This window comes from Streptomyces sp. BE20, assembly GCF_036322525.1.
Taxonomy (GTDB): domain Bacteria; phylum Actinomycetota; class Actinomycetes; order Streptomycetales; family Streptomycetaceae; genus Kitasatospora.
Map to the genome: position 1 here is coordinate 203609 of NZ_JAQYWW010001134.1, position 26095 is coordinate 229703.

Here is a 26095-nt window from a genome sequence, read left to right on the forward strand (position 1 = left end):
CGGCCGTACCGCGACGCGCGCCTGAACAGCGGCGACCGCTGACCGGACGCCGACGAACGGAATGCGCACCCCCGGTCCCGGCGTTGCATAGGCTGGTCCCGGGCAAGGCCGCCAACGGAGTCGGCGCACCCCCAGAACCGGTACGACCTCGCGAAACCCTCCCGCCTGGCCCCGCCGGTGTCTGCACCCAGATGAAACGAGGAGCAACCGATGTCGGAGACCCGCGCCGACGCCCGAACCCCGCTGGACCGCACCCCGCAGTGGGCCGCTCTCGCCAAGCACCGGGAGGAGTTCGGCGCGACGCACCTGCGCGACCTGTTCGCCGCCGACCCGGAGCGAGGCCGCCGCTACACCCTCCAGGTCGGCGATCTGCACGTCGACTACGCCAAGCAGCTCGTCACCGACGAGACGCTGGCCCTGCTGCGCGAGCTGGCCGGGGCCACCGGCGTCGCCGCCCTGCGGGACGCCATGTTCCGCGGCGAGAAGATCAACACCACCGAGCACCGCGCCGTCCTGCACACCGCGCTGCGCGCCCCGCGCGACGCCGTGATCGAGGTCGACGGCGAGAACGTGGTGCCCGGCGTCCACGCCGTGCTCGACAAGATGGCCGCCTTCGCCGAGCAGGTCCGCAACGGCGCCTGGCGCGGCCACACCGGCCGGCGGATCCGCGCCGTCGTCAACATCGGCATCGGCGGATCCGACCTCGGCCCCGCCATGGCCTACGAGGTGCTGCGCTCCTACACCGACCGCGGCATCGACGTCCGCTTCGTCTCCAACGTGGACGGCGCCGACCTGCACGAGGCCGTCCGCGACCTCGACCCGGCCGAGACGCTCTTCGTCGTCGCGTCCAAGACCTTCACCACCATCGAGACCATCACCAACGCGGTCTCCGCCCGGAACTGGCTGCTCACCGGCCTGCAGGCCGACACCGACGCGGTGGCCAAGCACTTCGTCGCCCTCTCCACCAACGCGGAGGGCGTGGCCGACTTCGGTATCGACACCGCCAACATGTTCGAGTTCTGGGACTGGGTCGGCGGCCGCTACTCCTACGACTCGGCGATCGGCCTCTCGCTGATGATCGCGATCGGGCCGGACGCCTTCCGCGAGATGCTGGACGGCTTCCACCTGGTCGACGAGCACTTCCGCACCGCGCCGCCCGAGGAGAACGTCCCGCTGCTGCTCGGCCTGCTCGGGGTCTGGTACGGCGCCTTCTTCGACGCCCAGGCGCACGCGGTGCTGCCGTACTCGCACTACCTGTCGAAGTTCACCGCCTACCTCCAGCAGCTGGACATGGAGTCCAACGGCAAGTCGGTGGACCGCGACGGCAACCCGGTGAGCTGGCAGACCGGCCCGGTGGTCTGGGGCACCCCCGGCACCAACGGCCAGCACGCCTACTACCAGCTGCTCCACCAGGGCACCAAGCTGATCCCGGCCGACTTCATCGGCTTCGCCCGGCCGGTCGCCGACCTGCTGCCCGGCCTGGTCGCCCAGCACGACCTGCTGCTCGCCAACTTCTTCGCCCAGACGCAGGCGCTGGCGTTCGGCAAGACACCGGAGGAGGTCGCGGCGGAGGGCGTGCCCGCCGAGCTCGTCCCGCACAAGACCTTCCGCGGCAACCACCCGACCACCACGATCCTGGCGGGCGAGCTGACCCCGTCGGTGCTCGGCCAGCTGATCGCGCTCTACGAGCACAAGGTGTTCGTCCAGGGCGCGGTCTGGAACATCGACTCCTTCGACCAGTGGGGCGTCGAGCTGGGCAAGGTGCTCGCCAAGCGGATCGAGCCGGTGCTGCTGACCGGTGAGGGCACGGAGGAGCTGGACAGCTCCACCGCCGAGCTGGTCGCCCGCTACCGCGCGCTGCGCGGGCGCTGAGACCGGCCGGGGCCGGCCGGGGAGCTCTCCCCGGCCGGCCCCGGGCCTGCTTTCCGGGCCTGTCTCCGGCTCCGGTCGCCGAAACGCCGGAAGGCCCTCCGCTCTCGCGAAGGGCCTTCCGGCTGTCTGTGCGCCGCCAGGGACTCGAACCCCGGACCCGCTGATTAAGAGTCAGCTGCTCTAACCAACTGAGCTAGCGGCGCCTGCTGACAGGGAAGACTTTAGCAGCGGGTCGCGGCCCGGCCAAAATCGAATATCCGCCCCCGGCCCCGCGCCCGGGACTGCCGCTCCGACCCCGCGCCGGGCTCCCCCGCCGGGTGCCGTCAGCGGAGGGCGGCGGCCGGTTCCCGGGCCGCCCGGACGCAGGCCCAGAGCACCACCGAGGCGCCCGGCAGCCACGGCTCCCGGCTGTCCGGGGCGACGATCCACCGCCCCGCGCCCAGACCGGGGGAGTCCGGGCCGTTCACCATCCGCTGCACCGGCGGGACGGTGACCGCGTCCCCCTGCCCGTGGCAGAGCAGCGGCGGTACGTCCCGGGCCCACTCCTCCCAGGCCAGCAGCCGGCGCAGCCGGGGCGCCGCCCCCGGCCGCACGAACAGCAGCGTCCGCCCGCGGTAGGCGGCCACCGGCCCGCAGCCCGGTCCGGAGGCCCACAGCTCGTCCAGCACGCGGCGCCCGAACAGCGCGGGCATGCTGATCACGTCGAAGGCGCGTCCGCAGGGCAGCACCGAGGGCGCCCACGGGCGGGACTCCCAGAGGGCGCGCATGCTGCGCGGGTACTCGCTGGCGGAGGCGAGCCAGGCCTCCCCGGCCACGGTCACGTACTCCACCGACTGATATGTCCAGATGTCCACGCACAGCAGGGTGGGGTGTCCGGGGCATGGCCGGGAGGGAAAGCGTGGTTTGCCGGACAGTGGAGCGGCCGACGGCGTACCCTTCCGCTTCCCCCGGGCATATGCCAGCGGCGGCGGAGCGTTCCGGGTGCCCGGAACGGGCCCGGGCCGGGTCGGGCCGGGTCGGGACACAGGACGGGCCACGTCGGAACGGGCCGCCGGCGGGCCGGGTCCGGCGTGCCTCAGTCCTCGTGGCGGCGGGGCAGGAGCAGGCTGCGGCCGTACTCGATCATCTTGGCCGCGTAGTCCGGGGTCCAGTCGGCCCGTCCCGCGATCTCGGTCTCCGAGAGCGCGTCGAACCGGCGCGGATCCGCCAGCTGGGCCGCGGCGACCGCCTGGAAGTCGGTGGCCCGCTCGGCGGCCGCGCGGAACGCCAGCGCCAGCTCGGTGGAGCGGCGCAGCAGCTCGGCCGGGTCGTCTATCGACTCCAGATCGAAGAAGCGTTCCGGCTCCGGTTCGTCGGCCTGCGGCTCGAACAGCAGCTGCACCGGGCGCTTCCGGCGGCCGGGCGCCGCACCGGCGCCCTCGCCGGGACCGGCCGCCGCGGCCGGGCCGCTCGGGTCGGACGCCTGCGCATGGGAGTCGGGCATGGAAGGACACCTCCGGGTGCTCGGTAGGGGCGGGCGGCGACGGCTGGGACGGGCGCCGCCCGGTCGTGGCCGCCGTCCATTGTCTCGCGGCGGCGGCCGGTAACGGAACGGTGCGAGTTCGGGCGCTATTCCCCCCGGGCGCGCCGGGGGCGTGCACCGCCCGGACCGGCCCCGGTGGCCGGGTGCGGCGGCCCGGGCGGCCGAGGCGGGCGGCTCAGCGGTCCAGCCGCACCCGGTGCCCGGAGAGGTGGTGCAGCACCCGGTGGTTGGCCTCCCAGCCGTCCGGGAAGGTGACCGGGACGCCCAACTGCACCGGTTCGGTGGCCGGATGCTCGTCCAGCAGCTCGGCGATCCCGGCCCGGGCCACCACGATGCAGGCGTGTCGGTGGCGGGAGGCGAGCACGCAGAGCCGGCCGGTCTCCAGGTGGAACGCCGTCGCGTCGGGCCGCCCGGAGAGCGGGTGCAGCACCACGGTGACGTCGTACTCGCGCCCCTGCAGCCGGTTGGCGGTGTCCACCGTCACCGCGGGTCCGGCCGTCGGATCGACCGGGACCCCGGCCCCGACCAGCGCCGCCCGGACGGCCGCCGCCTGGTCCCGGTGGGCGGTGCCGACCGCGACCCGGCCGGGGGTCAAGGGCACGGAGCCCTGCTCGGAGTGGGCCGTCAGCCCGCGCTCCAGCAGCCTGCGGACGGTCGCCGCGACGGCGGCGACCGCCTGCGGATCGGTCCGGACGGTGTGCCGGGGCGGCAGCTCCAGCAGCGCCCAGCCGTGCTCGGCGGCGCGGTCGATCGCCGCGTCCAGCGCGGAGCCGTCCGGGCGCACCGTCGCCGTCAGCCGGCGGTCCTCCGGGCCGGTGCCCGAACGGAACGGCGTGTACGGGTAGAACGCGCCGGAGATCAGCGGCGCCGCGCTGGCCGGCAGCCGCCAGGAGACCGGCAGCCGGTGCGGCTCGATCTGCGGGTTGTGGGCGAGCAGGGTGACCACCGCGCTGCTCGACGGGTCGTACGACAGGCCGGCCCACTGCTCGGTGCCGACCACCGTGAACGGGTCCAGTTGACCCGGGTCGCCGACGAACAGCGCCCGCTCGAACAGGCGGGCCACGGCGAGCAGCGCGTCCGAGCGCATCTGGTACGCCTCGTCGACGATCGCGTGCCGCCAGGGCTGCTCGGTCCGCACCCACTGCCACTTGGCGGAGGTGGAGATCACCACGTCCAGCTCGGCGAGGTCGGTCACCTTGTCGGAGGGCGTGACGTTGGGGTGCCGCAGCACCTCGGGCGCCGGCCGGGCGTCGGCCGCGTGCAGCCGGCCGATCGTCAGGTCGGGCGCCTTCGCGGCCAGCCGGTCCACGAGGTCGTCCACCTGGCCGTTGGTCTGGGCGACGATCATCAGCCGCTCGCCCGCCTCCACCAGCTCCCGCGCGGCGCGCACCACCAGGGTCGACTTGCCGGCGCCGGGCGGCGAGTCCACGACCACCCCGCGCGGCGCGCCGACGGCCGGGTGGACGGTCGCCGCCAGGATCCGCGCCACCGCCGCGTCGGCGGCGTCACCGGGGGTCTGCTCGGTGCTCATCGGCCGGATCACTCCCAATCCTCGGAGGCCGCGGGGACGGTCGCCGTCAGGGTGACGGTCGCACCGGGCGGACCGCCGTGCGTCCACGGGGTGTCGTCCGGCTCGGGCAGCGGCGCGGCCTGCCGGGCCGTCAGTTCGAACAGGGTGAAGGTGACCCGCTCGCCCGGCTCGGGCAGGCTCCCCGGCTCGGGCTCCTTCTTCCGCCCCATCCCGGAGAGCACCCGCACGGTGATGGTGCCCGCCGTCCGGTCGACCGCGGCGATCTGCGCCTTCTGGGTCTTCTGCCCGGCCGGAGCGCTCCCGGACCCGGGGTCGGGGGACCCCCACACCCGGTGCGCGTCCCGGCCGAGGTCGGCGTGCGGGCGGTCGTCGGTGCGGACCGTCACCAGCGGACGCGGTTTGGGGGACCGGCCCGAGGTGTCGTAGTCCGGCACCACCTCGGTCACCACGCCGGTGAACGCCTCGCCGGCCAGCCGGTGCTCGGCCATCGCCAGCGGGTCGTCCATCGCCTCCTGGACGTCCAGCCGGGTCTGCTCCCGCTCGCGCTGGGCGAGCTTGCGGGCGGCCGTCACGGCGTCGTCCACCCGGGGCTGCGGAGGCTCGCCCGCCGCCAGCCGGTCCCGGTGGCCGGTGTAGGACCATCGGTCGCCGGTCCAGCGCTCCGCCAGGTGTCCGCCCGGGGGCAGGGCGCGCAGCAGGTCCAGGCCGTGCCAGACGTCGTGCCAGGTGGGCAGCAGCTGGTCCGCGTGCACCGCGCGCAGCCGTTCGACCGAGACCCGGACGGCCTCCCGGGCCCGCTCGGCGGCGGCCGGGTCGGCGGCGGTCCGCTCGGCGGTCCCCGCGCCGTCCGTCAGGGCCGCCAGGGCAGCCACGGCGGCGTCGTAGCGCGTGATCGCCGGGGCGAGCACCTTCGCGTCGAAGGCCGGGTCGGTGGCCGGCCCGGCCGGCGGGTGGAGCAGCCGGCCTTCGGGGTCCCGCGCGGTCTCGGCCCGCTCGGCGGCCTCGGCGCCGGTCAGCCCGGCCGGCGGCGCGTGCCAGGCGAGCAGCGCGGCCAGGTGCTGGTCCTCCAGGTGGCTCTGGCCGGTCGCCCAGTGCCGGGCGAGCAGGCCGGTCATCGGCAGCAGCAGGCTGGAGCCGGGCACCATCGCGCGGTCGGTGAGCTGGGTGAGCCAGCGGCCGAGCAGCGGCACCCGGGCCGGCGCCGGGTAGGGGCCGGGTTCGTCGTCCTCGGCGGTGCGGCGGAACCGGGTCGACCGGCCGAGCAGCGCCAGGTGCCGGATCCCACCGGTGTTCGGCACGATCACCTGCGGTGCGTCCGCGCACAGCTCGCGGAAGACCTGCGTCTTCTCGCCGGTCTCCGGGTCCTTCTCGGAGCCCTCGATCTGCTCCACGTCGTCGCCGAAGGACTCCAGGTAGGGCAGCAGGTCGGCGGCCAGTTCGGCCAGGAAGTCGAAGCGCAGCGTGCGGTTCAGCGGCTGCGGGACGAAGTGCAGCCTCGGTGCGTCCCGGTCGGTGCCGAGCAGCACGGCCAGCGGGGCACCGGCCTCGCCGGCCGCCGTGAGCGGGACGACCACCATCGGGCGGTCGGACAGGTGCCGGTGGCGGACGGTCGCCAGGGGCTCGGCCCGGCCGCTGCGGACGGCCTCCAGCCGGGCGAGGGTGGTCAGCAGGCTCACCGGGGGCCTCCGGCGGGGGCCGGGACGGGGCGGCCCAGGGCCTCGGCGCGCAGCGCGGCGGCGTGGACGAGCCGGGCGGCGGCCTCGTCGGCCGCGGCGTCGGGGTGCCCGTCGTTCTCGCTGTCGCTGTCGCCGCGGTCTGCGAGGCTCCGGGCGGCCGGGCCGTCGTGGGCGACGGCCAGCGCCTCGGTCACCGTCCGGATGGTGCCCAGCTCGCCGCGGACGCTCCGGCCGAGCTGTTCGACCCGGTCGTCGCAACGGGTCCGGGCGCGGCAGTGGAACCCCAGCTCACACGTGGAGAGGCAGTCCGGGCTGTAGGCCGCGGGCACCGCCTCGACCGACCCGGTCAGTTCCTCGGTCGAACGGACCGGGGCGCCGCTCGCGTCGGGGGAGAGGTCGAAGTCGGCCCCGGGCGGCAGCGCGTCCAGCAGCCGGCCGATGCCGGTCATCCGGTCCAGCTGGCGGCGGGTGGTGGCCAGTTCCCGCCGGACGTCCACCGGGACGGCGGTCGGCCGGTTGCCGAAGTCCTTGGGACAGATCAGCAGCACGGTCGACCGAGGGCTTCCCGGCAGCTGCTGCTCGGCGTACGGGTCCGGATCCGTGTCCAGCCCGGCCAGCGCGGCCGCGGTCTCCTGGAGCGCCAGCACGTAGACGGCAGCCTGCCGGGCGGCGGCGCCCACCTTGGCCGGGTCCGCGCTGCCGTCCAGCACCGGGAAGGACTTGATCTCGACGACGGTGCACCGCCCGCCGTGCACCACGACGGCGTCCGGCTCCAGGTACGCGGTGGAGCCGGCGACGGTGAGCCGCAGCAGCGGGTGGTCGAGCAGGGTCCAGGCGTCCGGGTCCGCGGCGGCCTCCGCCAGCGCGGCCCTCGTCCGGTCGGCCCGGACCGCAGGACCGGAGGAGCGCAGCAGGTCCGGTACGGCGAGCGGGGTGTCCCCGTCGGGTGGGAGGCCCAGCCGGTGGCGGAGCGGCTCCAGCAACGCCGCGTAGCCGTCCTCCTTCAGCCGGGACTCGAAGATGACGCCGCGCGCGAGGGCGAACGGCGACTGCCCGAACGGAGCGGCGTGGCCGAGCCGGGCGGCCAGTGCGGACTTGTCCACCCCGGCCGCGTCCAGCACGGCCCGGCGGTGACACCCGGGATTGGCGGCCAGCGCGGCGAGGGCGCGGGCGTTCAGACTGCGCTGCGGCGCCGGTCCGCGCAGCGTGGCGAGCCGCTGGGCGAGCGGCTCCGCGGGTCCGCCGGACGGGGCGTTCGTCGAGACGTTCATGGTGCGGCCCAGTGTCGCATCCGGGTCCGACAGAGTGGCCGGGACCGGCCGTTGACGGTCCTCGGCGGTGGTCGCCACCGCCCCGGACGTCCGTGGGGGGCAGCCTGGATCGTGGGCGCCGCGCAGGTGAGGGATCATGGAGACCGGTGCTCAATGGTGAGGCCGATCGTTGACGCCGTCCTGTGCGCGAGGAGCCTGCCATGCCCGCTCGAATCCTGCTGGTCCGCCACGGCGAGACCGAGTGGTCCGCCACCGGCCGCCACACCGGCCGCACCGACATCCCGCTGACCGACGAGGGCCGCGCGATGGCCCGGGCGCTCGGCACCCGGTTGGCCGGAGCCCCCTGGAACGGCCTGCCCGACGCCCTCGTCTACACCAGCCCGCTGGACCGGGCCAAGGAGACCTGCGCGCTGGCCGGCCTCGGCGACCGGGCCGTCGAGCGGCCCGAGCTGCTGGAGTGGGACTACGGCCAGTACGAGGGCCGGACCGGCGCCGACATCCGCGCCGCCGACCACCCCGGCTGGCTGATCTGGCGCGACGGTGTGCCCGGCGGCGAGAAGCTCTCCGATGTCGCCGCGCGGGTGGACGCCCTCCTCGCCGACCTCAACGACACGCACGGTGTCCCGGAGCCGGACACCACCGTCATGCACTGCGCCGACCGCGATGTGGTGCTCTTCGCCCACGGCCACCTGCTGCGCATCCTGACCGCGCGCTGGCTGGGACTGCCGCCCGAGTACGCCCAGCGGTTCAAGCTCGGCACCGCCGCGCTCTGCGTCCTCTCCTGGGAGTACGGCGCCCCGGCCGTCGAGGTCTGGAACGACCTCGGGCACCTGGAGGGCCTGAAGCACTGACGCCGCCGGCCGGCCGACGCCCGGTCAGGCCGCCGCCGCCACGTCGTACTCGGTCAGGAATCGCCCCACCTCCGGCACCCGCCGGTGCGGGCGCAGCCGCTGCGCGGTGTCCGCCAGCATGGAGCGGATCCGGGCCGAGCGGACCTCGTCGAACAGTGCGACGGCGGCCGACCCGTGCTGGGCGGCGCCGGCCAGATCGCCCCCGCCGAGCCGGTCGTGGGCCAGCTCGGCCGTGTACAGCACCCGGTTGCGGACGAAGTGCGGCTTCTGGAGCGCTATGGCCAGCCCCGCCTGCTCGCTGGCGCGGTCCCAGTCCCCGAGGGCGGACCAGCACTGGGACCGCAGTCCGGCGAGCTCGGCCTCGCCGAAGAAGGACATCCACTCCGGGTCGGTCTCCGACGGGCCGCTGTCGAACAGCAGGCAGGCGCGGGCGATCGCGCGCTCGCAGGCACCGCGGTCCTGCAGCAGCGCCCACCCGCCGGCCTCGCGCATGGCGAGCAGGGCGAGCAGCCGGTCGGAGTCGAGCCGCCGGGCGGCGGACTGCCCGGCCTGGGCGGCCCGCAACGCCTCGCGGGGGCGTCCGGCGTCCCGGGCCAGGAAGGCGCTGTTGCAGAAGACGTGCGCCTCCAGCGCGGCGTCGCCGGCCATCCGCGCGGTGGCGAGCGCCTCCGCGTAGAACGACCGGGCGTCCGCCAGTCGGTTCGAGTCGTGCGCCAACCAGCCGACCGAGACGGCGAGTTCACCCGCGCCGGCCTGGAGCCTCCGCTCGGTCTCGGTGGAGTACTCGCACGCGTCGAGCAGCAGGTAGGCCGTCCGCAGCGACCGCCCGGCCAGCTCGAACAGGGCGTCGGCGCCGTGCGCGTCGTCCGCCAACCGGATCTCCCGGACCGCCTGTTCGACGCCGAGCACCTCGGCCGCGCCGACCTTGCGGGGCGGCGGAACCGCTCCGGGGCGGCCCGGTACGAAGGCGTTCTCGGCCGTGGGGGTGCCGGGGCGGTCGATGCCTGCCGCGGTGGCCAGCGCGGCCGGGCCGCCGGCCAGGAACGTACGGCGACGCACGTCGTCGTTCTCCTCGTCGGAATGGTGCGGTTCGTCGGGCCCCCGGGGCGCCGCCGCGAACCTCGGCATCGGGGCCCCGACCGGTGGGGGCGATTCCGCGTACGGCGAGGCAGCGTACGGGAGTCGGGCGGCGAGCGGCAGTCGCGGGGCGGGCACCTGGGGGAACGGTGGGCGGAGCGGAGGTGGCGTCCAGGCCTCGTCCTCGCCGCCGCCCCTGCCGTCCGCCGGACGGCGGCGGACGGCGGCGCGGGGGACGAACCCGAGGTCGGCGAGCGAGCGGTCCGGCCACATGTGCCGGAACACCCGCTCGTACGCGTAGTTGGGACAGCGGATCTCGCCGGACTCGACCCGCCCGACGTAGCGCGCGTCGCAGGAGACGTGCTCGCCGATCTCGCGGGCGGCCCGGCGTACGGCCATGGCGAACTCGCCCGGCGAGCGGTCGCCGCGCAGGGCGCGCATCACGGCGTTGGGCGACGGGCGGTTCGGCTTGGCCGGTGGGGTGGCTGCCATGGTGCGCTCCGTGGTCGTGCGGGGTGGTGGTGCGAGGGGTCGGGCGGCGGTGGGGCGTCGGTGGGGCGTCGGGGGCGCCCGGCCACGGGTGGGTCCGGTGGGGCCCGACGGCTGCCGGGCGCCACCGACAGTACCGGGAGTCACCGTGCGGACACAGCGAGTTTGTGGCTGATGTGCGGTCAATTCGTGCCAAAGCGGGCACTGTTGCCCGGATCCGCCATGAAATGCCATGCCTTGCTGTAAGGCGCCCCGTGGCCTGAGGAGCCTCCTCGGCGTTGTCCTGATACGTGGAAGCCCCGGCCGCTGCCCGCCGTCCCCGCCGCCCCCGGCGGCACCCCCACCCCGGACGGCGCGGCTTCCATCCCGACGAGGTGACAGGAGGGCCCATGTCGGCCACCGGAGTGCCGCAGTACCACCGCCTGGTCGCCGGCGGGGTGCTCGCCGCCGCCGCCCCCGCGCTGCTCCCCGAGTCGGCCGACGAGCGCGGACCCGGACGCGCCCCGTGCGGCGGCGGACCGTCCCGCCGCCCCGGCCCCGGCCCCGATGCCGGCGGCACCGTCGCCACCGCGTACGACACCGTGACGGTCGCCCTGCGGCACGGCCTGGAGACGGTCGACATCCTGCGGCTGCGCCGGGCCTGCGGCGCGGTGCTGCAGAGCCGCAGCGGCGCGACCGTCACCTTCCTCGTCCCGGCCGGCACCTCGGCGACCTGGCACCTGCCCGGGAGCTCCTGTTCGGCGGGCGCCTTCCTGCCGCCGCCCACCGACCCGCGCTGGGTGATGCCCCCGGCCGGCGCCGACTGCGCCGCCCGCCCCACCGACGCCTGGGTCCTGCGCTCGGCGCTCTGCGAGGCCGCCTGCACCCTCACCGCCGGCGGCCTCGGCCCGTTCTGACCGCCCCGCCCTGCCCCGCCCGCGCCGTTCCGGCCCGCAACGGCCGCCCGCCTGGCCCCGAGCTGCGGCGACTCCCCGCACGGCGGCGATAATGGCCGGTATGGGACGAAGCAGCAGAGCCGGGCGCAGCACGGACCGGAGCCGTACCGAGCCGGACGTCCGGCCGGCCGCCACCGGCCCCGGCGGTCGCGCGCACGCCCAGGGCCCGCTCACCCGTCCCGTCGACTCCGGCCTCGCCGAACTCCGCCCCGACCGGGACCGCCCCGCCGCCTGGTCGCTGCTGGTCGACGGCGCGCCGCAGTCGCTCGTCGACCTCGCGGACCCGACCCACCTCGGGTTCGAGTACCAGCGCCGGCTCGGCCACCTCATCGACCTGGTCGCCCCGCCCGGCCGCCCGCTCACCGTCCTCCACCTCGGCGGCGGCGCCCTCACCCTGGCCCGCTACGTCGCCGCGACCCGCCCCCGCTCGCGCCAGCAGGTCGCCGAGATCGACACCGCCCTCACGGAGCTCGTCCGCGCCGAACTCCCGCTGGAGCGCGGCTGGCAGGTCAAGGTACGCGGCGCGGACGCCCGCAGCGTGCTGGAGCGGACCCCCGAGGGCACCGTCGACCTGGTGATCGCCGACGTCTTCTCCGGCGCCCGGGTGCCGGCCCACTGCACCACCGTCGAGTTCACCGCCCTGGCCGCCCGCGCGCTGGCCCCCGGAGGCTGGTACGCGGTCAACATCGCCGACGGCTCGGCGCTGTCGTTCGCCCGCTCGCAGGTGGCCACCCTCGGGGCGGTCTTCCCCGAGCTCTGCCTGGTCGCCGACCCGGCGGTGCTGCGCGGCAAGCGCTTCGGCAACCTGGTCCTGGCCGCCGCCCACACCGGGCTCCCGCTCGCCGAACTGACCCGCAAGGTGGCTTCCGACGCCGCCCTCGGCCGCGTCGAACACGGCCGCGCCCTCGCCGACTTCGCCGCCGGCGCCACCCCGGCCACGGACGCCACCGCGGCCCCCTCCCCGGCCCCGCCCCCGGGCGTCTTCCGCTGATCCGGCGGCGGCGTCCGGCTCCGGAAAACCGGTTGGCAGCGCCGCCCGTCCTGCCGACAATGGGCCCCGACGTCCGGAATCCGGACGGGGTCGACCGGGAGAGGTGGCGCCATGCGGATCAGACCGGCCCGACCGGACGAGGCGGCGCTGCTCAGCGCCCTGGCCCTGCGTTCCAAGGCCCACTGGGGCTACGACGCGGAGTTCATGGAGGTCTGCCGGGTCGACCTCACCCTTGACCCGGAGCGGATCGAGGCCGATCGGACGGCGGTGGCCGAGGCCGACGGCCGGGTGCTGGGCTTCGTCACCCTCGTCGGGGCGCCGCCGGAGGGCGAGTTGGACATGCTCTTCGTCGAGCCGGACGTGATCGGCCGGGGTGTCGGCCGGTTTCTGCTGGCCCATCTGCGGCGCCGCGCCGCGGAGTCGGGCTTCCGCCGGGTCCTCGTCGCGGCGGACCCGAACGCCGAGTCCTTCTACGCGGCCATGGGCGCGGCCCGGATCGGCACCGTACCCTCCGGCTCGATACCGGGCCGCGAACTCCCGCTGCTGGTCCTGGCGACGGGGCCGTCGGGCGACTGACCGCCCGGGCACCCCGCCCTCGCCCGTCGGCCACCGTTCCCACCTCACCGTCCACCGGGTGCACCCTCCACCGGCGGGACGGCATGCCTCGCCGTCGCGGCCCGGGCGGTGGCCCCGGTCGGCCCGGCACCGCTACCGGCCCGGCACCGCTACCGGCCCTGCGCCGGGCCGGTCCTCCGGGCCGCGCTGTGTGTCCGCGCCGGTGTGCGTCCGGGTCAGTGCCCCTTGGGCAGACCTCGGTGCTTGTACATCGCGGCGCCCGTCAGGGCCAGCCCGGCCGCGATCGGGGCGAGGACGGCGGTCGCGGTCCCCGGGGCGCCGTGCGCGACGGTGACGGCGGCCGTCGTGGTGGAGCCCGCCGTCGAGCCGGCCGGACCGGCGGCGGGGGAGCCCTCCGCGATCGTCGGCCGGTCCGGTTCCGCCGCGCTCCGGCCGCTCCCGGCGGCTCCCGTGCCCGGACGGTCGGCGGCGGTGTGGTGCGGCCGGTCACCCGGCTCCCCGGGGGCGGGTGGCGGGGCCGCCGGCCCGCGCTGCTCCCCGCCGGGCCGGGTGGCCCGGGGACCGGCGCCGTTCCGGCCGACCGGGGCGGACGGCCCGTCGGGCGCACCCTCCCGGGAGGCGCGCGCCCCGGCCGGGCGGGACTGGGCGGGTACGGTGCCCAGCAGCCCGGAGGCGATGGCGAAGGCGTCCGGAAGGGCGGCCCGCTGTCCGGGCAGCGGGAGGCCGCCGGCCCTGATCCGGTCCTGGAGCGCACTGCTGACGGAGGTGGTCGCGGCGTCCAGCTCCGGTACCGGGACGATCGCGGCGGTGGGGCCGACGAGGTGATCGAGCACCCCGGGGGCCGTGGTCCGGCCGGGACCGCCGACCGGACCGTCCTGCCGCGCGGGCGACCGTGGCGGCTCCTGCGGCCTGTCCGGCGGCGGGTCCTGCGGCACGGGGGGCTGCGGGGCGGCTGCGTCCCCGACCGCCTCCTCGCCCGTCTGTCCGGCGGTCCGCGACGCTGACGGCCCACCGGTCACGGTCCCGTCGGGCGGGGAGTCGCCGAGTACGGACTCACCGGTGTGGGCCCGGCCGACGGCCGTCCGGCTCGCCGGTTCCGGGAGCGGTTCGGCGCCGGCCGCGTGGGCGCCCGGAGCGCCGAGCCCCCAGAGCTGCGCGAGGAGCGCTCCGCCCGCCGCGACGGCCCGCGGCAGCCGGGAGAGCCACCGCCCGGCCCGCCCTCCGGGCGGACGACGGGACTCTGACGACAGGTCCTTGGTCGTGTGTTTGGCTCGCACGTGAATCGAGAACGAGCGGACGGACCATGAGGTCACGGCCACCGTCACGGACAGTCATCGGGCGGCGGCCCGACCGCTCGCCCGACTGCCGGCTCGCCCGACCGCCCGAGGTCCGCCGGACGCGCTCCGGTCGGCACCCCGGGCCGTTGTCCGCCGGTGGCTCAGGAGTTGGGGCGAAGCGTCCAGATCACGGTCATCACGCCGGTCACCGCACCGTCGGCACGGGTGATCTCGACGGTGACCGGGAACTCCGGCCGCTCGCCCTTGTCCAGCTCGGCGACGATCTCGGCGACCGGCCGGCCGAGTACGGCGGTGGCCGTGACGACGCCCATGGCGAGCTTCCTGTACGAGATCTCGGCGCTCACCGCGAGCGGCACCGCGCGGGAGAGCTGGTCGCCGAAGGCGCTCAGGACGATGCAGCCGCTGGCCGATTCGGCGAGGGTGAACATCGCGCCGGCGTGCGGCCCGCCGACGTGGTTGTGGTACTCGGGCTGGTCGGGCAGCCGGAGCACGGCACGCTCGGGGGTGGTCTCCAGGTACTCCAGCTTGAGGGTCCGTGCCATCGGCACGGTGGAGTCGAGCAGCTGGCCGATCGAAGGTGTGGTCATGGCCGCAACGTTACTAGCCGGTAGCTTTCGGCGGCAGCTCCGCCGGGGGAGAAAGAGGTGAGACGGAGGCCACGTGGGCGCAGGGGGGGCAAGGGTGGAGGGCAGGGAGGTCCGCGGCCGGGAACGCGAAAACGCCCGAGAGGCCGGTCTCTTGAAGAAACCGGCCCCTCAGGCTCTGGGGTGAGTGACGGGACTCGAACCCGCGGCCACCTGGACCACAACCAGGTGCTCTACCAACTGAGCTACACCCACCATCTGTCCGGCCCGGTCCCGCTCTTCGCGTTCCCGTTCCGACAGGAAGAACAATACAGGATCCGGGAGGGTGCTCGCGCCAGGGTTTCAGCAGGGAGCGGGCACCTCCCGGGTCCCCGGGTCAGCCGGCCGGCGGCTGGTACTTCTCGGCGATCGCGCGCGCGGTGTCGGTGTCCGGGCCGGGCTGGGCGACGAACACCGCCTCGCGGTAGTACCGCAGTTCGTCGATGCTCTCCCGGATGTCGGCGAGCGCCCGGTGGTTGCCGCCCTTCTGCGGACTGTTGTAGTACGCCTTCGGGTACCAGCGGCGGGCCAGCTCCTTGATCGAGGAGACGTCCACGATCCGGTAGTGCAGGTGGCTCTCCAGGGCCGGCATGTCCCGGCTCAGGAAGCCGCGGTCGGTCGCGACCGAGTTCCCGCAGAGCGGCGTCCGGCCGGCCTCCGGCGCGTGCTCGCGCACGTACGCGAGGACCAGCGCCTCCGCCTCGGCGAGCGTCACGCCGTGCTCCAGCTCGTCGAGCAGCCCGGAGGAGGTGTGCATGGTCCGCACCACCTCGGGCATGTTCGCCACCGCCTCCGCCGGCGGGCGGATGATGACGTCGACACCCTCGCCGAGGATGTTCAGCTCGGAGTCGGTCACCAGCGCCGCGACCTCGACCAGGGCGTCCCGGTCGAGGTCGAGGCCTGTCATTTCACAGTCGATCCATACCAAACGGTCATTCACGCCACTCACCCTACGGCGCGATCACGCGCCACGGGCACCGATGGAGCCGAGCGGGGCGCCGGGGCGCAGGACTCGGAGCCGTGTTCGTCCTGGGCGTGACCGTCCGGTTCACGGTTCTCCCGGCCGGGGTGGGCCGGATGCGTGGGACGGCCGTCCCGCGCGGCCCGGGCGTCGCGGGGCTCCCGGACACCTTCCGGCGCGGCGGCCCGGCCGCCCTGCGGGCGGACCTGACCGGCCCGGGCCTGCCGGGCCCGTGCCTCGGGGGTCCCGGCCGGTGCGGGCGCCGGCGGCCGGCCTCCGGCCGCGCCGTGACCGCGTCCGGCCGCCGGGGACTCGTCCTGCGGCCGGTCGGCCGCGGTCCGGTGCCCCTGCCCCTGGCCGCGGGCGCCCGGTTGCGGGTGCCCGTCCTCGGCCGCGGCGTGCTCCGCCGTCCGGGGCGGCCGGCCCGCGTTCGGACCGGGCTGCGCCGGGACCATCGGCGGCCGTGCCGGGCCGCGTCCGGTTCCGGGCTGGCCGGGGTGCTGCTGGTGCCCCGCCGGCTGGTGCGGGTACGGCTGCCCGGCCCGGGCGTGGACGCCCTGGCCGGACGGCTGCCCGTGCTGGCCCGGGTGCGCCGGGGCGCCGCCCGGGAAGCCCGGCACCGACGCACCGTGCTGACCCGGGACCGTCCCGCCCGCCGGGGCGGCGGCCGTGGCGGTCTGCGGCACGGCCCCGGTCATCCGGAGGTCGTTGCCCTGCGCCGCGGCCTGGGCGGCCGAGACGCTGCCCGGCCGACGGGCCCGGTAGCTGGTCCGGTAGGCGGCCGGCGAGACCCCGAGCTGGCGCCGGAAGTGCCCGCGCAGCGCCACCGGCGACCGGAAGCCGCAGCGGCGCGCGACGTCGTCCACCGACAGCTCCGAGGTCTCCAGCAGCCGCTGGGCCTGGAGCACCCGCTGGGTGATCAGCCACTGCAACGGCGCGCTGCCGGTGAGCGTGCGGAAGCGCCGGTCGAAGGTCCGTCGGCTCATGTAGGCGCGAGCCGCCAGCACCTCGACGTCGAACTGCTGGTTGAGGTTCTCCAGCGCCCAGGTGACCACCTCGGCAAGCGGGTCGTTGCCGATCTCCTCAGGTAAAGACTGGTCGATGTACTGGGCCTGTCCGCCACCGCTGCGACGGCTCGGCACCACCAGCCGCCGGGCGAGCGCGTTGGCCGCCTCGGCGCCGTGGTCGCTGCGGACCACGTGCAGGCAGAGGTCGATCCCGGCGGCGGTGCCCGCCGAGGTCAGCACGTCGCCGTCGTCCACGAAGAGCTCGCGCGGGTCGACGTGGACCCGCGGGTAGCGCTTGGCCAGGGTCGGGGCGTACATCCAGTGGGTGGTCGCCGGGCGGCCGTCCAGCAGACCGGCGGCGGCGAGCACGAACGCGCCGGTGCAGAGGCCGATGATCCGGGCGCCCTCGTGGTGCGCCTTGCGGAGCGCCGTGATCGCCTCGACCGGCGGCGGCTGCGAGATCGAGCGCCAGGCCGGTACGACGATCGTCCCGGCGCGGGCGAGTGCCTCCAGCCCGTAGGGGGCGGAGAGGGTGAGGCCGCCGGTGGTGGCGAGCGGCCCCTCCTCGCCGGCGCAGACCAGGAGGCGGTAGCGCGGCACCCCGGCGTCCTGGCGGTCGACACCGAAGACGGAGAGCGGGATCGAGCTCTCGAAGATCGGTGCGCCGCCGAAGATCAGCACGGCGACGGTCTCGCGCCTGCGCCGGCCGGAGAGCTTGCGCGGCGAGACCGCCATCACCGGAGTCGAGGATCCGTTGAGGCCGGAGCCCGGTCCGCCGTGTCCGCCCGCGCCGTGTCCGCCCGCGCCGTGGCCGGACACCCCGAGCCCGAGCGATCCCGGCGGGATCCCGCCGGACGTTCCGGCGCCGGCCAGGGCCGGGCCGGAGAGCGCGCCGGTCGGAGCGGCGGCGAAGGTCGTGAATCCGCTCTCCTGTCCGCCCGGGTGGCCGCCCGGGTGACCGCCGCCGGGGTGGCCGCCAGGTTGGCCGGTAACCGACTGCCCGTGCCGGCCGTCCGAGCCGATGCCGTACCCGGTCCCGTGGCTGACTCCGGATCGGCTGACGGTGCGTCCGCCGTGCTCCGGGGAGGCCGGGAAGGGTGGGGTGCCCGGGGAGCCGGAGGCACCGGGGCCGCCGGGGGCGGCTGGTGCGGAAGTGGTTCCCGGGGCGGGTGTGGCCGCAGCGGAATAGGAGGGGTACGAGGCTGTGCCGGAGGTGCGGGTGTTGACGGCGGGGGCCTTGTTGCCGGTGCCTCTCGCGGAACGACCCGCGATGCCGGCCGCGGTCTGGCCGCTGTCAGGACCCGCGTCGCTCCTGCTCACCCTGCTCAAGGCGCTCAAGCCCCCTCGGTGGTGTGGTGTGGTGGTGCGGCACTGCTGGCCAAGATCGAATCTATCGGGTGGACCATTGCCGTTGTGACAAGTTCACCATCCGACGCTATGTCGACATGGCAATTTGGCGTGATGCATTCGATCACGAAGCGTGGCACCCGTCGACCCTTCTGGGAAGGGGGCCGGTGCAACGGTGGCTGGTTGTCGCGGGACGGGTCCTGGGACGTCCGGCTTCGGCGCACCCGGCCGGCGCGTCTGGGCTGCGGATTTGCCCAAGGGCGGGGGAGTCGCGCGAGATTGACCGAAAATCGGCGGTGCACGCGAGGGCGCACGGCCGATATGTGTGCGCCTCCCTGGCTTCATCCGGCCAGGGCCGGGGCCGGACAGCGCGGACGGGCCGTCAAGGCTACCGTCCTGGAGTGGAGATCCTCGGCCGGCTCGAACAGGCCAACGACAACGCCGCCGCACTCTGGCTGGCCCAGGCGCGTGCGCACGGCTGGCAGTACCTCACGCGCCCCGGCTTCACCGCGGTCCGCTGCGCCCGCACCCCGGACGACGCCCACCGCGTGGTGGTCGCCCGCCCCATCGGCGAACCGGGAGCGCCGGAAGCGGAACTGACGGACCTGTTCGCCGCCTGGCACACCGTACGGCTCACCGTGGAGGACCCGTGCGGCGGGCTGGACCTGACCCGCCAGGGCTGCGGCCACGGCCGGCGGATGGCGGTGATGGTGCGCGAGCCCGGTCCGCTGCCGCCGGAACGGCCGGAACGGCCGGAACGGCCGGCGACTGGCTCGGGCTCGGGCTCGGGCTCGGGAGTGTTTGCCGCAGAGGTGCTGACGGTGGGTGAGGTCCTGGGGGCGGACGCCCTCGCCGAAGCCGAGCGCGCGATCGTCGACGGCTTCCCGATCCTGCCCCGGCAGCCCTGGACCGAGGGCGCCCAGCTGCCGGTGCGGCTCCTGGGCGAACCCGGCTGCCGGGCCTGGCTCGGCCGGGTCGACGGCGTGACCGCCGGTGCCTGCCTGACCTACGACGACGGCCACGCCACCGGCGTCTACTGGGTCGCCACCCTGCCTGCCCAGCGCTCACGCGGAGTGGCCCGGGCGGTGCTGCGGACGGCGCCGGCCGCCGCACACCCCGACCGTCCGGCCACTCTGGTGGCCACCGAACTCGGCGAGCCGCTCTACCGCCGGCTCGGCTTCACCGAACTGGCCCGCACCCGCTGGTGGACGCGCTGAGCAGGCTCCCGGCGTAGCCGCCCGGCGGCGCGGCCTGTGCCGCCCGGACCCACCCGGGCGCCCGGGTGCGTCTCGGGCGACGACGCTCCGGTGCTTCGCCCGGCGACCACGGCGCGAGTCGCCCTCTATCCGGTCCGGGCGGCGCGGTGCGCCGGGGCCGCCGGGGCTCCGGCGGTTCGCGGGGAGGCGGCGGTGCCCGGACGCGGAACCCTGCGGGCCGGCGGCGCCGCGAACCTCGTCCGGGCGGGCGGCCCGCCCGTCGTCGACGGGAGCCCGACCGGCGGTTCCACCACGTCGGCGGAGCCCGCAGACGCGGAGTGCTCCGCGCTGTCGGCGGCAAACCCGCCGGGTCGGTTTCGGACAACGGACCCTGCCCCCGGATGCGGGGTGGCACAGCTCGTGGCGTTCGCGGCAACAGGCGCATGCCCGTCGTCCAGGGCGGACGGCGAGAACTGTGCGCCTGACCGCACGCCGGTCTGCGCCCTGATGCTCGGTCCCGGGGACCTCGGGCCGATCGGCACCACGGCGACCCCGGTCGCGGTCACGCTTCCGGTCGTGACGACGGTCCCGGCCGCCGGGGTGCCGCCGGCCGTGATGCCGATTCCGGCCGCGGTGACGGTCCCGATCGGGACCGCGGCGCCGACGGATGCCGTGACCGTCCCGGTCGGTGCCAGGGCGAGAGCCCTGGCACCGGGGATTCCCCGATCCCGGGAACGGGGGACGCCCTCGGAGTCGCCGGCCCGCCGCCCGAGCGGTCCGCCCGCCCGGATCCCCGGCCGGGGTGACGGAGCGACGCGGGCCGACAGCACCTGCCCGACGGCCTCCGGCAGCCCGGCCGCCTTCAGCGTGGGCCGGTAGCCGGGCTCGGCCCACGGACGGCCGTGGTGCAGCCAGACGCTGTGCAGGCCGGCCAGCTCGGCCCCGGCGATGTCGGCGGGGGCGTGGTCCCCGATCATCCAGGTGTGGCTGGCCCAGTCGCCGATCGGTGCGATGCCGCACCGCTGCGCGGCGATCTCGAAGATCAGCGGGTCCGGTTTGAGGCAGTCCGCCTCCTCGGAGATCACCCAGCCGTCGACCAGCGGACCGAGTCCGGTCCGGCGGATCTTCTCCAGCTGCGGCCCCGTGCCGCCGTTGCTGACGATCCCGAGCGTCCACCCGGCGGCCCGCGCCGCCCGCAGCGCGTCGATGTTGCGGGACGGGCAGTGGATGTGGGAGTTGATGCCGCGCCGGTAGTGGGCGAGAAGGCGGTCGAGTGACTCGTCCAGTCCGTAGCGGCGGCGGGCGGCGGACAGTACGGTGCTGCGCGGTACGTAGCCGCCGCCGTCGATGGTGGAGAGCCAGTCGACGTCGCCGGGCGGCAGCCCTCGTTCGGTCAGGAATTCCTGAGCCCAGGCCCGGAAAGCGGCGTCCCTGGGGAGCAGCGTGTTGTCGAGGTCGAGCAGGAGCAGGGGCATGCCGAGCATGGTGCCAGCGGCCGTGCCTATGCACCTGGCAAATGCCAGACGGCGTCGCGAACCCGTGCGAAATGGCCGAAACGGGGGCTCGGTGCCACACTCCCGGGGCGGCTGCGTCAGGTGGGGCTCGCCCTACGGGCCCCGGACGACCCGCCGCGGGCCCGCCGCGCGGTGATCGGGCGGCAACGGATCGTCATCGATCCATGACAGTCCGGTCACGGTGTCCCGGTGGCCTGTTGCGCCGCCCGGCCCGCTCCGTCAAGCTCCAGGGAACCTCTGTCGCCGGAGGGGCGCGTCAGCGTGCCCGGGGGCGTACGGCCGACGGGGGTTACATCCCCCGTTCGCGGGAACAGTGTCGCCCCGAGGTCTTGTGGCTGGGCCGAGTCCCCGGCCCGTCGTACTCTGAAAGGAACAGGTCACCAACGGTGGTGCGCGGCGCAGACCGACGTCGTCCCCTGGGCGGGCCTGCTGCTCGGGCAGCGATGTCCTCTCCTGTCAGCCCATCCCCTTCGAAGAGCCTTGTGCCATGGCTGGTTCTGAGTCCTTCCGACCGGTGGAGCCGGATGCGGACGTCCGGAGCAGTGGCCTCACCCGGCCCCTCCGCAACATCGTGCGCCGAGGCCGCCCCGGCTCGGGTTCCCGCCACCGGCGGGACGAGCACCGCGACGACCGCGCGGAGCCCCCGGTGACGGGCCGCCCCGGTCCGGGCGCCGACCGGCCGAGCGCCTCCGGCCCCACCCGCGCCGTCGGAGAACCGGCGGTCCGGCCGGCGTCCTCGCGTTCCTGCGACCCCGCCTTCCGTCACGGTGTGGTGGTGGGTTTCGACGGTTCGCTGTCGAGCGAGCGCGCCCTCGCCTACGCGGTGGGCATGGCCCGCCGCTCCCAGTGCGGACTGGTGATCGTGCACGTGGCCAACCGCCTGCCGGCCACCGTCTGGGCGGGCTGTGAACCGCCGGTCTTCGTCGACCTCCCCGACCACCGGACCGAGGTGCTCGGCCTGGAGCTCGCCTGCGCGGACTTCCTCGCCGGCGTCCCCTGGGTCCTGGTCGAAAGGGGCGGCGACATCTGCCACGAGATCGAGGAGGTCGGCCGTGAGTACGCCGCCGACGCCATCGTGGTCGGCAGTACGCACGGCCTGCTCGGCAAGATCTTCGGATCCGTGTCGGGTCGCCTCGCCCGCCGGGCCAACCGTCCGGTGATCGTGATCCCCTGACGATTCGCCGGCTACGGCGTGGCGGGCCTGCCGCTGGGCCGAACGTGTCACCCCTGCCGGTGGGTCGGTACCGCGCTCCCGCCCGGCCGGGAAGCGCGGTGCGAAGAATGACAAGGTGATCAATCGGCCCACTCCGCCCGATCCCGGGCCGCCCGGACGTCCTCTCCGTCGTGCTCCCCGCCGTGTCACCGCCCTCCTCGTCCTGTCGGCCGCTGCGCCGGCACTCCTGCCGCTCGCGCTCCTCGCCGGCGCCCCCGGGGCGTCGGCGCTCAGCCCGGCGGGCGGAGAAGCCCGTGGCGCGGTGCGGCTGGAGGTCCGCACCAACGGGGCCACCGGCACCGGGGTCCGGGTCCGGTCCGGCGAACAGCTGCTCCGGGTCTACCGGCTGGCGAACCAGGCGGAGTACCCGCTGACCGTCTCGGTCCTGAAGGACGCCCAGGTCTCCGGGGCCGCGGTGGTCTGCGGCGGGCAGCAGCCGTTCGTGCTTCCCGCCCTCGGTGTCGTCGAGTGCTCGGCCACCCTGCCGGCGCAGAGCGGTCAACAGCGGGCCGTCGTCCGGGTCGAGGCGGACGCTCCGAAGGGCCTCCCCAAGGCCGTCGTGACCGCGGAGGCCGGCTATCTCGGACTGGTCGCCGGGCTGACGCTGGCCCGGGTCGGCGTTCCGGCGGGCTCGGGTGTGGTGACCCGTTCCGCCGCCCGTTCCGTCGCCCGTTCCGTCGTGCCGCCCGGGGACCGGGAGGCGGTGGCCGACGGAGCCCTCCCGCCGGCTGGTCCGGCCTCCTCTCCCGAGCGGCTCTCCGGGCGTCGCGTCACCGTGGCGCGGGTGGGCGGAGACGTCCTGCTGAGGTACCGGGTGGACGCGGTCGGGGACTCGCCGGTCAGCGCGGTCAGCGTGGTGGACCTCCTCCCCGGGGTGGGGCAGGTCAGCTGTCTCGGCCAGTCCGCGGCCGGTCTGCTGGAGCCGGGCCGGCCGTTGGACTGCACCGCCTCGGGCGAGGCCCGGCCCGGCAGGCACTCCGCCGTGGCCCGGGCCGAGGGCCTGGCAGCGGACGGGGCGGTCGGCCAGGACGGGCGCCCGCTGGCTCCCCGCCCGCTCGCGGCGGAGGCGCCGGGGGAATACGAGGGCGAGGGCCCGGCTCCGGCCGCCCAACCGGGTGCGCCCGCCCAGCCCGGGGCGGCAGCCCCGCCCGGCACGGCCGGCAATCCGGCGCCGCCGGGTACCGCCGGCGCTCCCGCTGCTCCAGGTGCTCCAGCCGTTCCCGGTGGAGCGGTGGCCGGGGCAGCGGCCCCCGGGGCGGTCAACCCGGCGGTCGCGCCCCCGGCGGCCGGTGCCGCGGCGGCAGCCGCTGCCGCCGCGAACGCTCCGCCGCCCAACCCGGCCGCGCCGCCGGCCGGTTCGGCTGCCGCTCCGAACGCCGCGGCAGCAGCCGCGGCAGCAGCAGCCGCGGCTGCGGCCCCCGGGGCAGCCGCGCCCGCCAACGCGGCAGCCGTCGCGGGGGCGGCAGCCGCAGCGGCTGCCGCTGCCGCCGGCCAGAGTGCCGTTGCCCAGGCCGCGGCTGCTGCTGCCGCTTCCGCTGCCGTGTCGGCGGCAACCGGGTCGGCAGTGCCCTTCCGTCCGGGTACCGCGCTCTTCGGACTTCCGGCGAGCCCCTTCCAGGCCGTGCCCGCCCCGGCGGCGGCCGGGGCGGAAGGCGCGGCCGGGAGCGGCGCGGCGGGTGCCCCGGGTGGTGCCCCGGGTGGTGCCGCGAATGGTGGGGCGGGTGGCGCGGGCGCCGACGCCCGGAACCCCGGCGCGGGCGATACGGGCGTGGGTTCCGGCAATTCGGGTGGAGGACTGGCTGCGGCCGCCCAGGGGCCGGAAGGCTCGCCGTTCGACTGGGAGAACGGATGGGGCACCGGAGAAGTGCTGATGCTGCTGATGGCGATCATGCTTCCGGTCCTTGTGGTCCTGGCCGCCGCCACGATGGTGCGCAAGCGCCCCGGCGGTGGCCCCGGAGGCCGTAGTGGATCATGAACCTCTGAGGGAGATCCCGTAGATGTGGGTCAACGTCGTCGCGGTGCTGGCCGGTGCGGCTCTCGCCGTAGTGATCGGTCTCGGTATCGGGCGGGTTCGCTCCTCCCCGGACGACGAGGGGAACTCGTCCGCGGTCGGCTTCGTGAGTGCGGCCGTGCTCGGGTTCTTCGCCCTCTTCACGGGCTTCGCCGTCGCCGGTGCCTGGCAGGAGCTCAGCGACGCGCGTCGGCACACCTACGAGGAGTCCCGCGCGCTCACCGAGGTGTACTGGTCCGCGCGGCTGCTGCCGGGACCGGACCGTCCGGTGGTGCGGCAGCGGCTGCGGGCGTACACCCGGCAGGTGATCGACGAGGAGTGGGTGCAGCTGGGGCAGGGGCACGGCAGTGCCGAGGCGTGGGTGTCGATCGACCGGGTCCGGATCGCGGCGGACGCGGTACGGACCGAGGACCCGGTCGAACTCGGTGCCAAGGCGGACACGTTGAGAGGGCTGGAGGATGCCTACGCACGGCGGACGGCCCGGCTGGCCGACGTCGGCTCGCGGGCGCCGACACTGGAGTTGTGGGGTCTGGTGGTGGGAGCGGTGGTCGTGCTGGCCGTGCCGCCGCTGATCGGGCTGACCGCCGGCGGGCGCAATCTGGTGCTGATGGGGTTCATGGGCGCCGCGGTGGCGTTCGCGGTCGGTCTGGTGTTCCAGCTCAGCGGCCCGTTCGACGGCACGGTGAAGGTCGAACCGGCGGCGTTCGAACTCGCGCTCACCCGGTACGAGCAGATCGACGTCGGTGACCGTGGTGCGGTCGGGCCGCCCCTCCCGTGACCCTCCGGCCCCGCCCACCGGCCGGCCGGTGCGCGGCGGACGGAGCGGGAGGATCGACGGACGGGGACGTGTCGTCGTGTGCGGACAGGGCTTGCGGGAGCTCTCTCAGGAGACGCCGAGCTCGCGGGCGATGAGCATGCGCTGGACCTCCGAGGTGCCCTCGCCGATTTCAAGGATCTTGCAGTCGCGCCAGAAGCGGGCGACCGGGAACTCGTTCATGAAGCCGTACCCGCCGTGGATCTGGGTCGCCTCGCGGGCGTTGTCGACGGCGGCCTCCGACGAGTACAGCTTGGCGATCGCGGCCTCCTTCTTGAACGGTTCCGAGTGCAGCAGCCGGGACGCGGCGTCCCGCCAGGCGAGGCGGGAGGTGTGGGCGCGCAGCTCCATGTCGGCGAGCTTGAACTGGATCGCCTGGTTGGTGCCGATCGTCCGGCCGAAGGCCCGGCGCGTACCGGCGTAGGAGACGGACTGGTCGACGCAGCCCTGGGCCAGGCCGGTGGCCAGGGCGGCGATCGCGATGCGGCCCTCGTCGAGGATCCGCAGGAACTGGGCGTAGCCGCGGCCGCGCTCACCCAGCAGGTTGGCCGCGGGGACGCGGCAGTCGGTAAAGGACAGTTCGCGGGTGTCGGATGCGTTCCATCCGACCTTCGAGTACTTCTTCGACACCTGGAACCCGGGGGTGCCGCTGGGCACGATGATGGAGGAGATCTCGCGCCGTGGCGAGGAGAATTCGCCCCCTTCACTCGAACGAGCGAGCGGTTCGGTGAGCGCGGTGACGGTGACCAGACCGGTGATGTCGGTGCCGGAGTTGGTGATGAAGCACTTGGTGCCGTTGATCACCCACTCGTCGGTGGCCTCGTCGTACCGGGCGGTGGTGCGGGTGGCGCCCGCGTCGGAACCGCCCTCGGGCTCGGTCAGTCCGAACGCGCCGAGCAGCTCGCCGGAGGTCAGGCGGGGCAGCCACTCGCGCTTCTGCTCCTCCGTCCCGAAGCGGTAGATCGGCATCGCTCCGAGCGAGACCGCCGCCTCCAGGGTGATGGCGACCGAGGAGTCGACCCGGGCGAGCTCCTCCAGCGTCAGGCAGAGCGCGAAGTAGTCGCCGCCCATGCCGCCGTACTCCTCGGGGAAGGGCAGGCCGAACAGGCCCATCCGTCCCATCTCCCGGACGATCTCGTAGGGGAACTCGCCCTGCTCGTAGTACTCGCCGATCTTCGGGGCGACCACGTCCTGGGCGAATTCGGCCACGGTGCGCCGCAGTTCCTCGTGCTCGGTGTTCAACCGGTGGTCGAGCATGGTGATCCTCCTGAGGCCCCGCCGGGTGGGCGCGGGCTTGATCGGGACGACCGCCGTCCGTTC

The 26095-nt window shown here is 75.4% G+C and carries 20 protein-coding genes, 2 tRNA genes and 1 pseudogene; 9 read left to right on the plus strand and 14 right to left on the minus strand.

From position 1 onward, the window contains the following. Window positions 1–210: 210 nt before the first annotated feature. On the plus strand, window positions 211–1872 hold the full coding sequence (gene pgi, locus PUR61_RS35820) for a glucose-6-phosphate isomerase (protein ID WP_329883707.1): 1662 nt from the start codon (window positions 211–213) through the stop codon (window positions 1870–1872). A gap of 129 nt (window positions 1873–2001) precedes the next feature. On the opposite strand, the gene PUR61_RS35825 is transcribed toward pgi, so the two are convergent. The 6 genes from PUR61_RS35825 to PUR61_RS35850 all read right to left on the minus strand — a co-directional run bounded on the left by PUR61_RS35825 (window position 2002) and on the right by PUR61_RS35850 (window position 7872). Continuing rightward, window positions 2002–2075: transfer RNA gene (locus PUR61_RS35825), tRNA-Lys, on the minus strand. Between the two features lie 120 nt (window positions 2076–2195). Further along, window positions 2196–2726, minus strand: coding sequence for a bifunctional DNA primase/polymerase (locus PUR61_RS35830; RefSeq protein WP_329883708.1), 531 nt, complete (start codon window positions 2724–2726; stop codon window positions 2196–2198). 221 nt (window positions 2727–2947) lie between these two features. After that, complete coding sequence (locus PUR61_RS35835; RefSeq protein WP_329883709.1) at window positions 2948–3355, minus strand: hypothetical protein; 408 nt, start codon at window positions 3353–3355, stop codon at window positions 2948–2950. Between the two features lie 214 nt (window positions 3356–3569). Then, a complete protein-coding gene (locus tag PUR61_RS35840) occupies window positions 3570–4925 on the minus strand; it encodes an AAA family ATPase (protein WP_329883710.1) in 1356 nt (451 codons plus the stop codon). A gap of 8 nt (window positions 4926–4933) precedes the next feature. After that, the gene (locus PUR61_RS35845; protein ID WP_329883711.1) at window positions 4934–6601 is read right to left on the minus strand and encodes a hypothetical protein; all 1668 of its coding nucleotides are present in this window, start codon (window positions 6599–6601) and stop codon (window positions 4934–4936) included. Beyond that, window positions 6598–7872: a hypothetical protein gene (locus PUR61_RS35850; protein WP_329883712.1), complete on the minus strand. Its 1275-nt coding sequence runs from the start codon at window positions 7870–7872 to the stop codon at window positions 6598–6600. The genes PUR61_RS35845 and PUR61_RS35850 overlap by 4 nt, the downstream gene beginning before the upstream one ends. A gap of 200 nt (window positions 7873–8072) precedes the next feature. Between PUR61_RS35850 and PUR61_RS35855 the strand changes: the two genes are divergently transcribed. Beyond that, window positions 8073–8723 carry a histidine phosphatase family protein gene (locus PUR61_RS35855; RefSeq protein WP_329883713.1) on the plus strand — a complete coding sequence of 217 codons (651 nt, stop codon included), beginning with the start codon at window positions 8073–8075 and terminating at the stop codon, window positions 8721–8723. 24 nt (window positions 8724–8747) lie between these two features. Here PUR61_RS35855 and PUR61_RS35860 read toward each other — a convergent pair whose 3' ends face one another. Next, complete coding sequence (locus PUR61_RS35860) at window positions 8748–10292, minus strand: tetratricopeptide repeat protein (protein ID WP_329883715.1); 1545 nt, start codon at window positions 10290–10292, stop codon at window positions 8748–8750. 386 nt (window positions 10293–10678) lie between these two features. Here PUR61_RS35860 and PUR61_RS35865 point away from each other — a divergent pair, with 386 nt between their 5' ends. The 3 genes from PUR61_RS35865 (at window position 10679) to PUR61_RS35875 (ending at window position 12791) form a co-directional block, all read left to right on the plus strand. Further along, entirely contained in the window at window positions 10679–11185 is a 507-nt protein-coding gene (locus PUR61_RS35865) for a hypothetical protein (RefSeq protein WP_329883716.1), read from the plus strand. A 91-nt stretch (window positions 11186–11276) separates the two neighbouring features. Further along, window positions 11277–12215, plus strand: a complete 939-nt coding sequence (locus tag PUR61_RS35870) for a spermidine synthase (protein WP_329883717.1) — start codon at window positions 11277–11279, stop codon at window positions 12213–12215. Window positions 12216–12326: 111 nt separating this feature from the next. Further along, window positions 12327–12791, plus strand: a complete 465-nt coding sequence (locus tag PUR61_RS35875; protein ID WP_329883718.1) for a GNAT family N-acetyltransferase — start codon at window positions 12327–12329, stop codon at window positions 12789–12791. Between the two features lie 215 nt (window positions 12792–13006). Here the strand turns inward: PUR61_RS35875 and PUR61_RS35880 are convergent, their stop codons facing one another. The 5 genes and pseudogenes from PUR61_RS35880 to PUR61_RS35900 form a co-directional block, all read right to left on the minus strand. Further along, entirely contained in the window at window positions 13007–14068 is a 1062-nt protein-coding gene (locus PUR61_RS35880) for a hypothetical protein (RefSeq protein WP_329883719.1), read from the minus strand. 161 nt (window positions 14069–14229) lie between these two features. Beyond that, window positions 14230–14676 (minus strand): DUF4442 domain-containing protein, encoded by a 447-nt coding sequence (locus PUR61_RS35885; protein WP_329883720.1) that lies wholly within the window; start codon window positions 14674–14676, stop codon window positions 14230–14232. Window positions 14677–14852: 176 nt separating this feature from the next. Next, a tRNA-His gene (locus tag PUR61_RS35890) sits at window positions 14853–14928 on the minus strand. A 121-nt stretch (window positions 14929–15049) separates the two neighbouring features. Continuing rightward, window positions 15050–15652 carry an oligoribonuclease gene (orn, locus tag PUR61_RS35895; protein ID WP_329883721.1) on the minus strand — a complete coding sequence of 201 codons (603 nt, stop codon included), beginning with the start codon at window positions 15650–15652 and terminating at the stop codon, window positions 15050–15052. Between the two features lie 757 nt (window positions 15653–16409). Further along, window positions 16410–17415 (minus strand): annotated as a pseudogene (locus PUR61_RS35900) (helix-turn-helix domain-containing protein); the annotation flags it as partial. Window positions 17416–18428: 1013 nt separating this feature from the next. Between PUR61_RS35900 and PUR61_RS35905 the strand changes: the two are divergent. Beyond that, window positions 18429–19244 carry a GNAT family N-acetyltransferase gene (locus PUR61_RS35905; protein ID WP_329883722.1) on the plus strand — a complete coding sequence of 272 codons (816 nt, stop codon included), beginning with the start codon at window positions 18429–18431 and terminating at the stop codon, window positions 19242–19244. 125 nt (window positions 19245–19369) lie between these two features. On the opposite strand, the gene PUR61_RS35910 is transcribed toward PUR61_RS35905, so the two are convergent. Further along, entirely contained in the window at window positions 19370–20698 is a 1329-nt protein-coding gene (locus PUR61_RS35910) for an HAD-IA family hydrolase (protein ID WP_329883723.1), read from the minus strand. Window positions 20699–21383: 685 nt separating this feature from the next. On the opposite strand from PUR61_RS35910, the gene PUR61_RS35915 reads away from it, so the two are divergent. From PUR61_RS35915 to PUR61_RS35925, 3 genes are all read left to right on the plus strand, one after another. Beyond that, window positions 21384–21911, plus strand: coding sequence for a universal stress protein (locus tag PUR61_RS35915; protein WP_380364626.1), 528 nt, complete (start codon window positions 21384–21386; stop codon window positions 21909–21911). A gap of 115 nt (window positions 21912–22026) precedes the next feature. Further along, window positions 22027–23925: a hypothetical protein gene (locus tag PUR61_RS35920; RefSeq protein ID WP_329883724.1), complete on the plus strand. Its 1899-nt coding sequence runs from the start codon at window positions 22027–22029 to the stop codon at window positions 23923–23925. Window positions 23926–23947: 22 nt separating this feature from the next. Beyond that, a complete protein-coding gene (locus PUR61_RS35925) occupies window positions 23948–24739 on the plus strand; it encodes a bestrophin-like domain (protein WP_329883725.1) in 792 nt (263 codons plus the stop codon). Between the two features lie 105 nt (window positions 24740–24844). On the opposite strand, the gene PUR61_RS35930 is transcribed toward PUR61_RS35925, so the two are convergent. Then, entirely contained in the window at window positions 24845–26032 is a 1188-nt protein-coding gene (locus tag PUR61_RS35930; RefSeq protein ID WP_329883726.1) for an acyl-CoA dehydrogenase family protein, read from the minus strand. Between the last annotated feature and the right edge of the window lie 63 nt (window positions 26033–26095).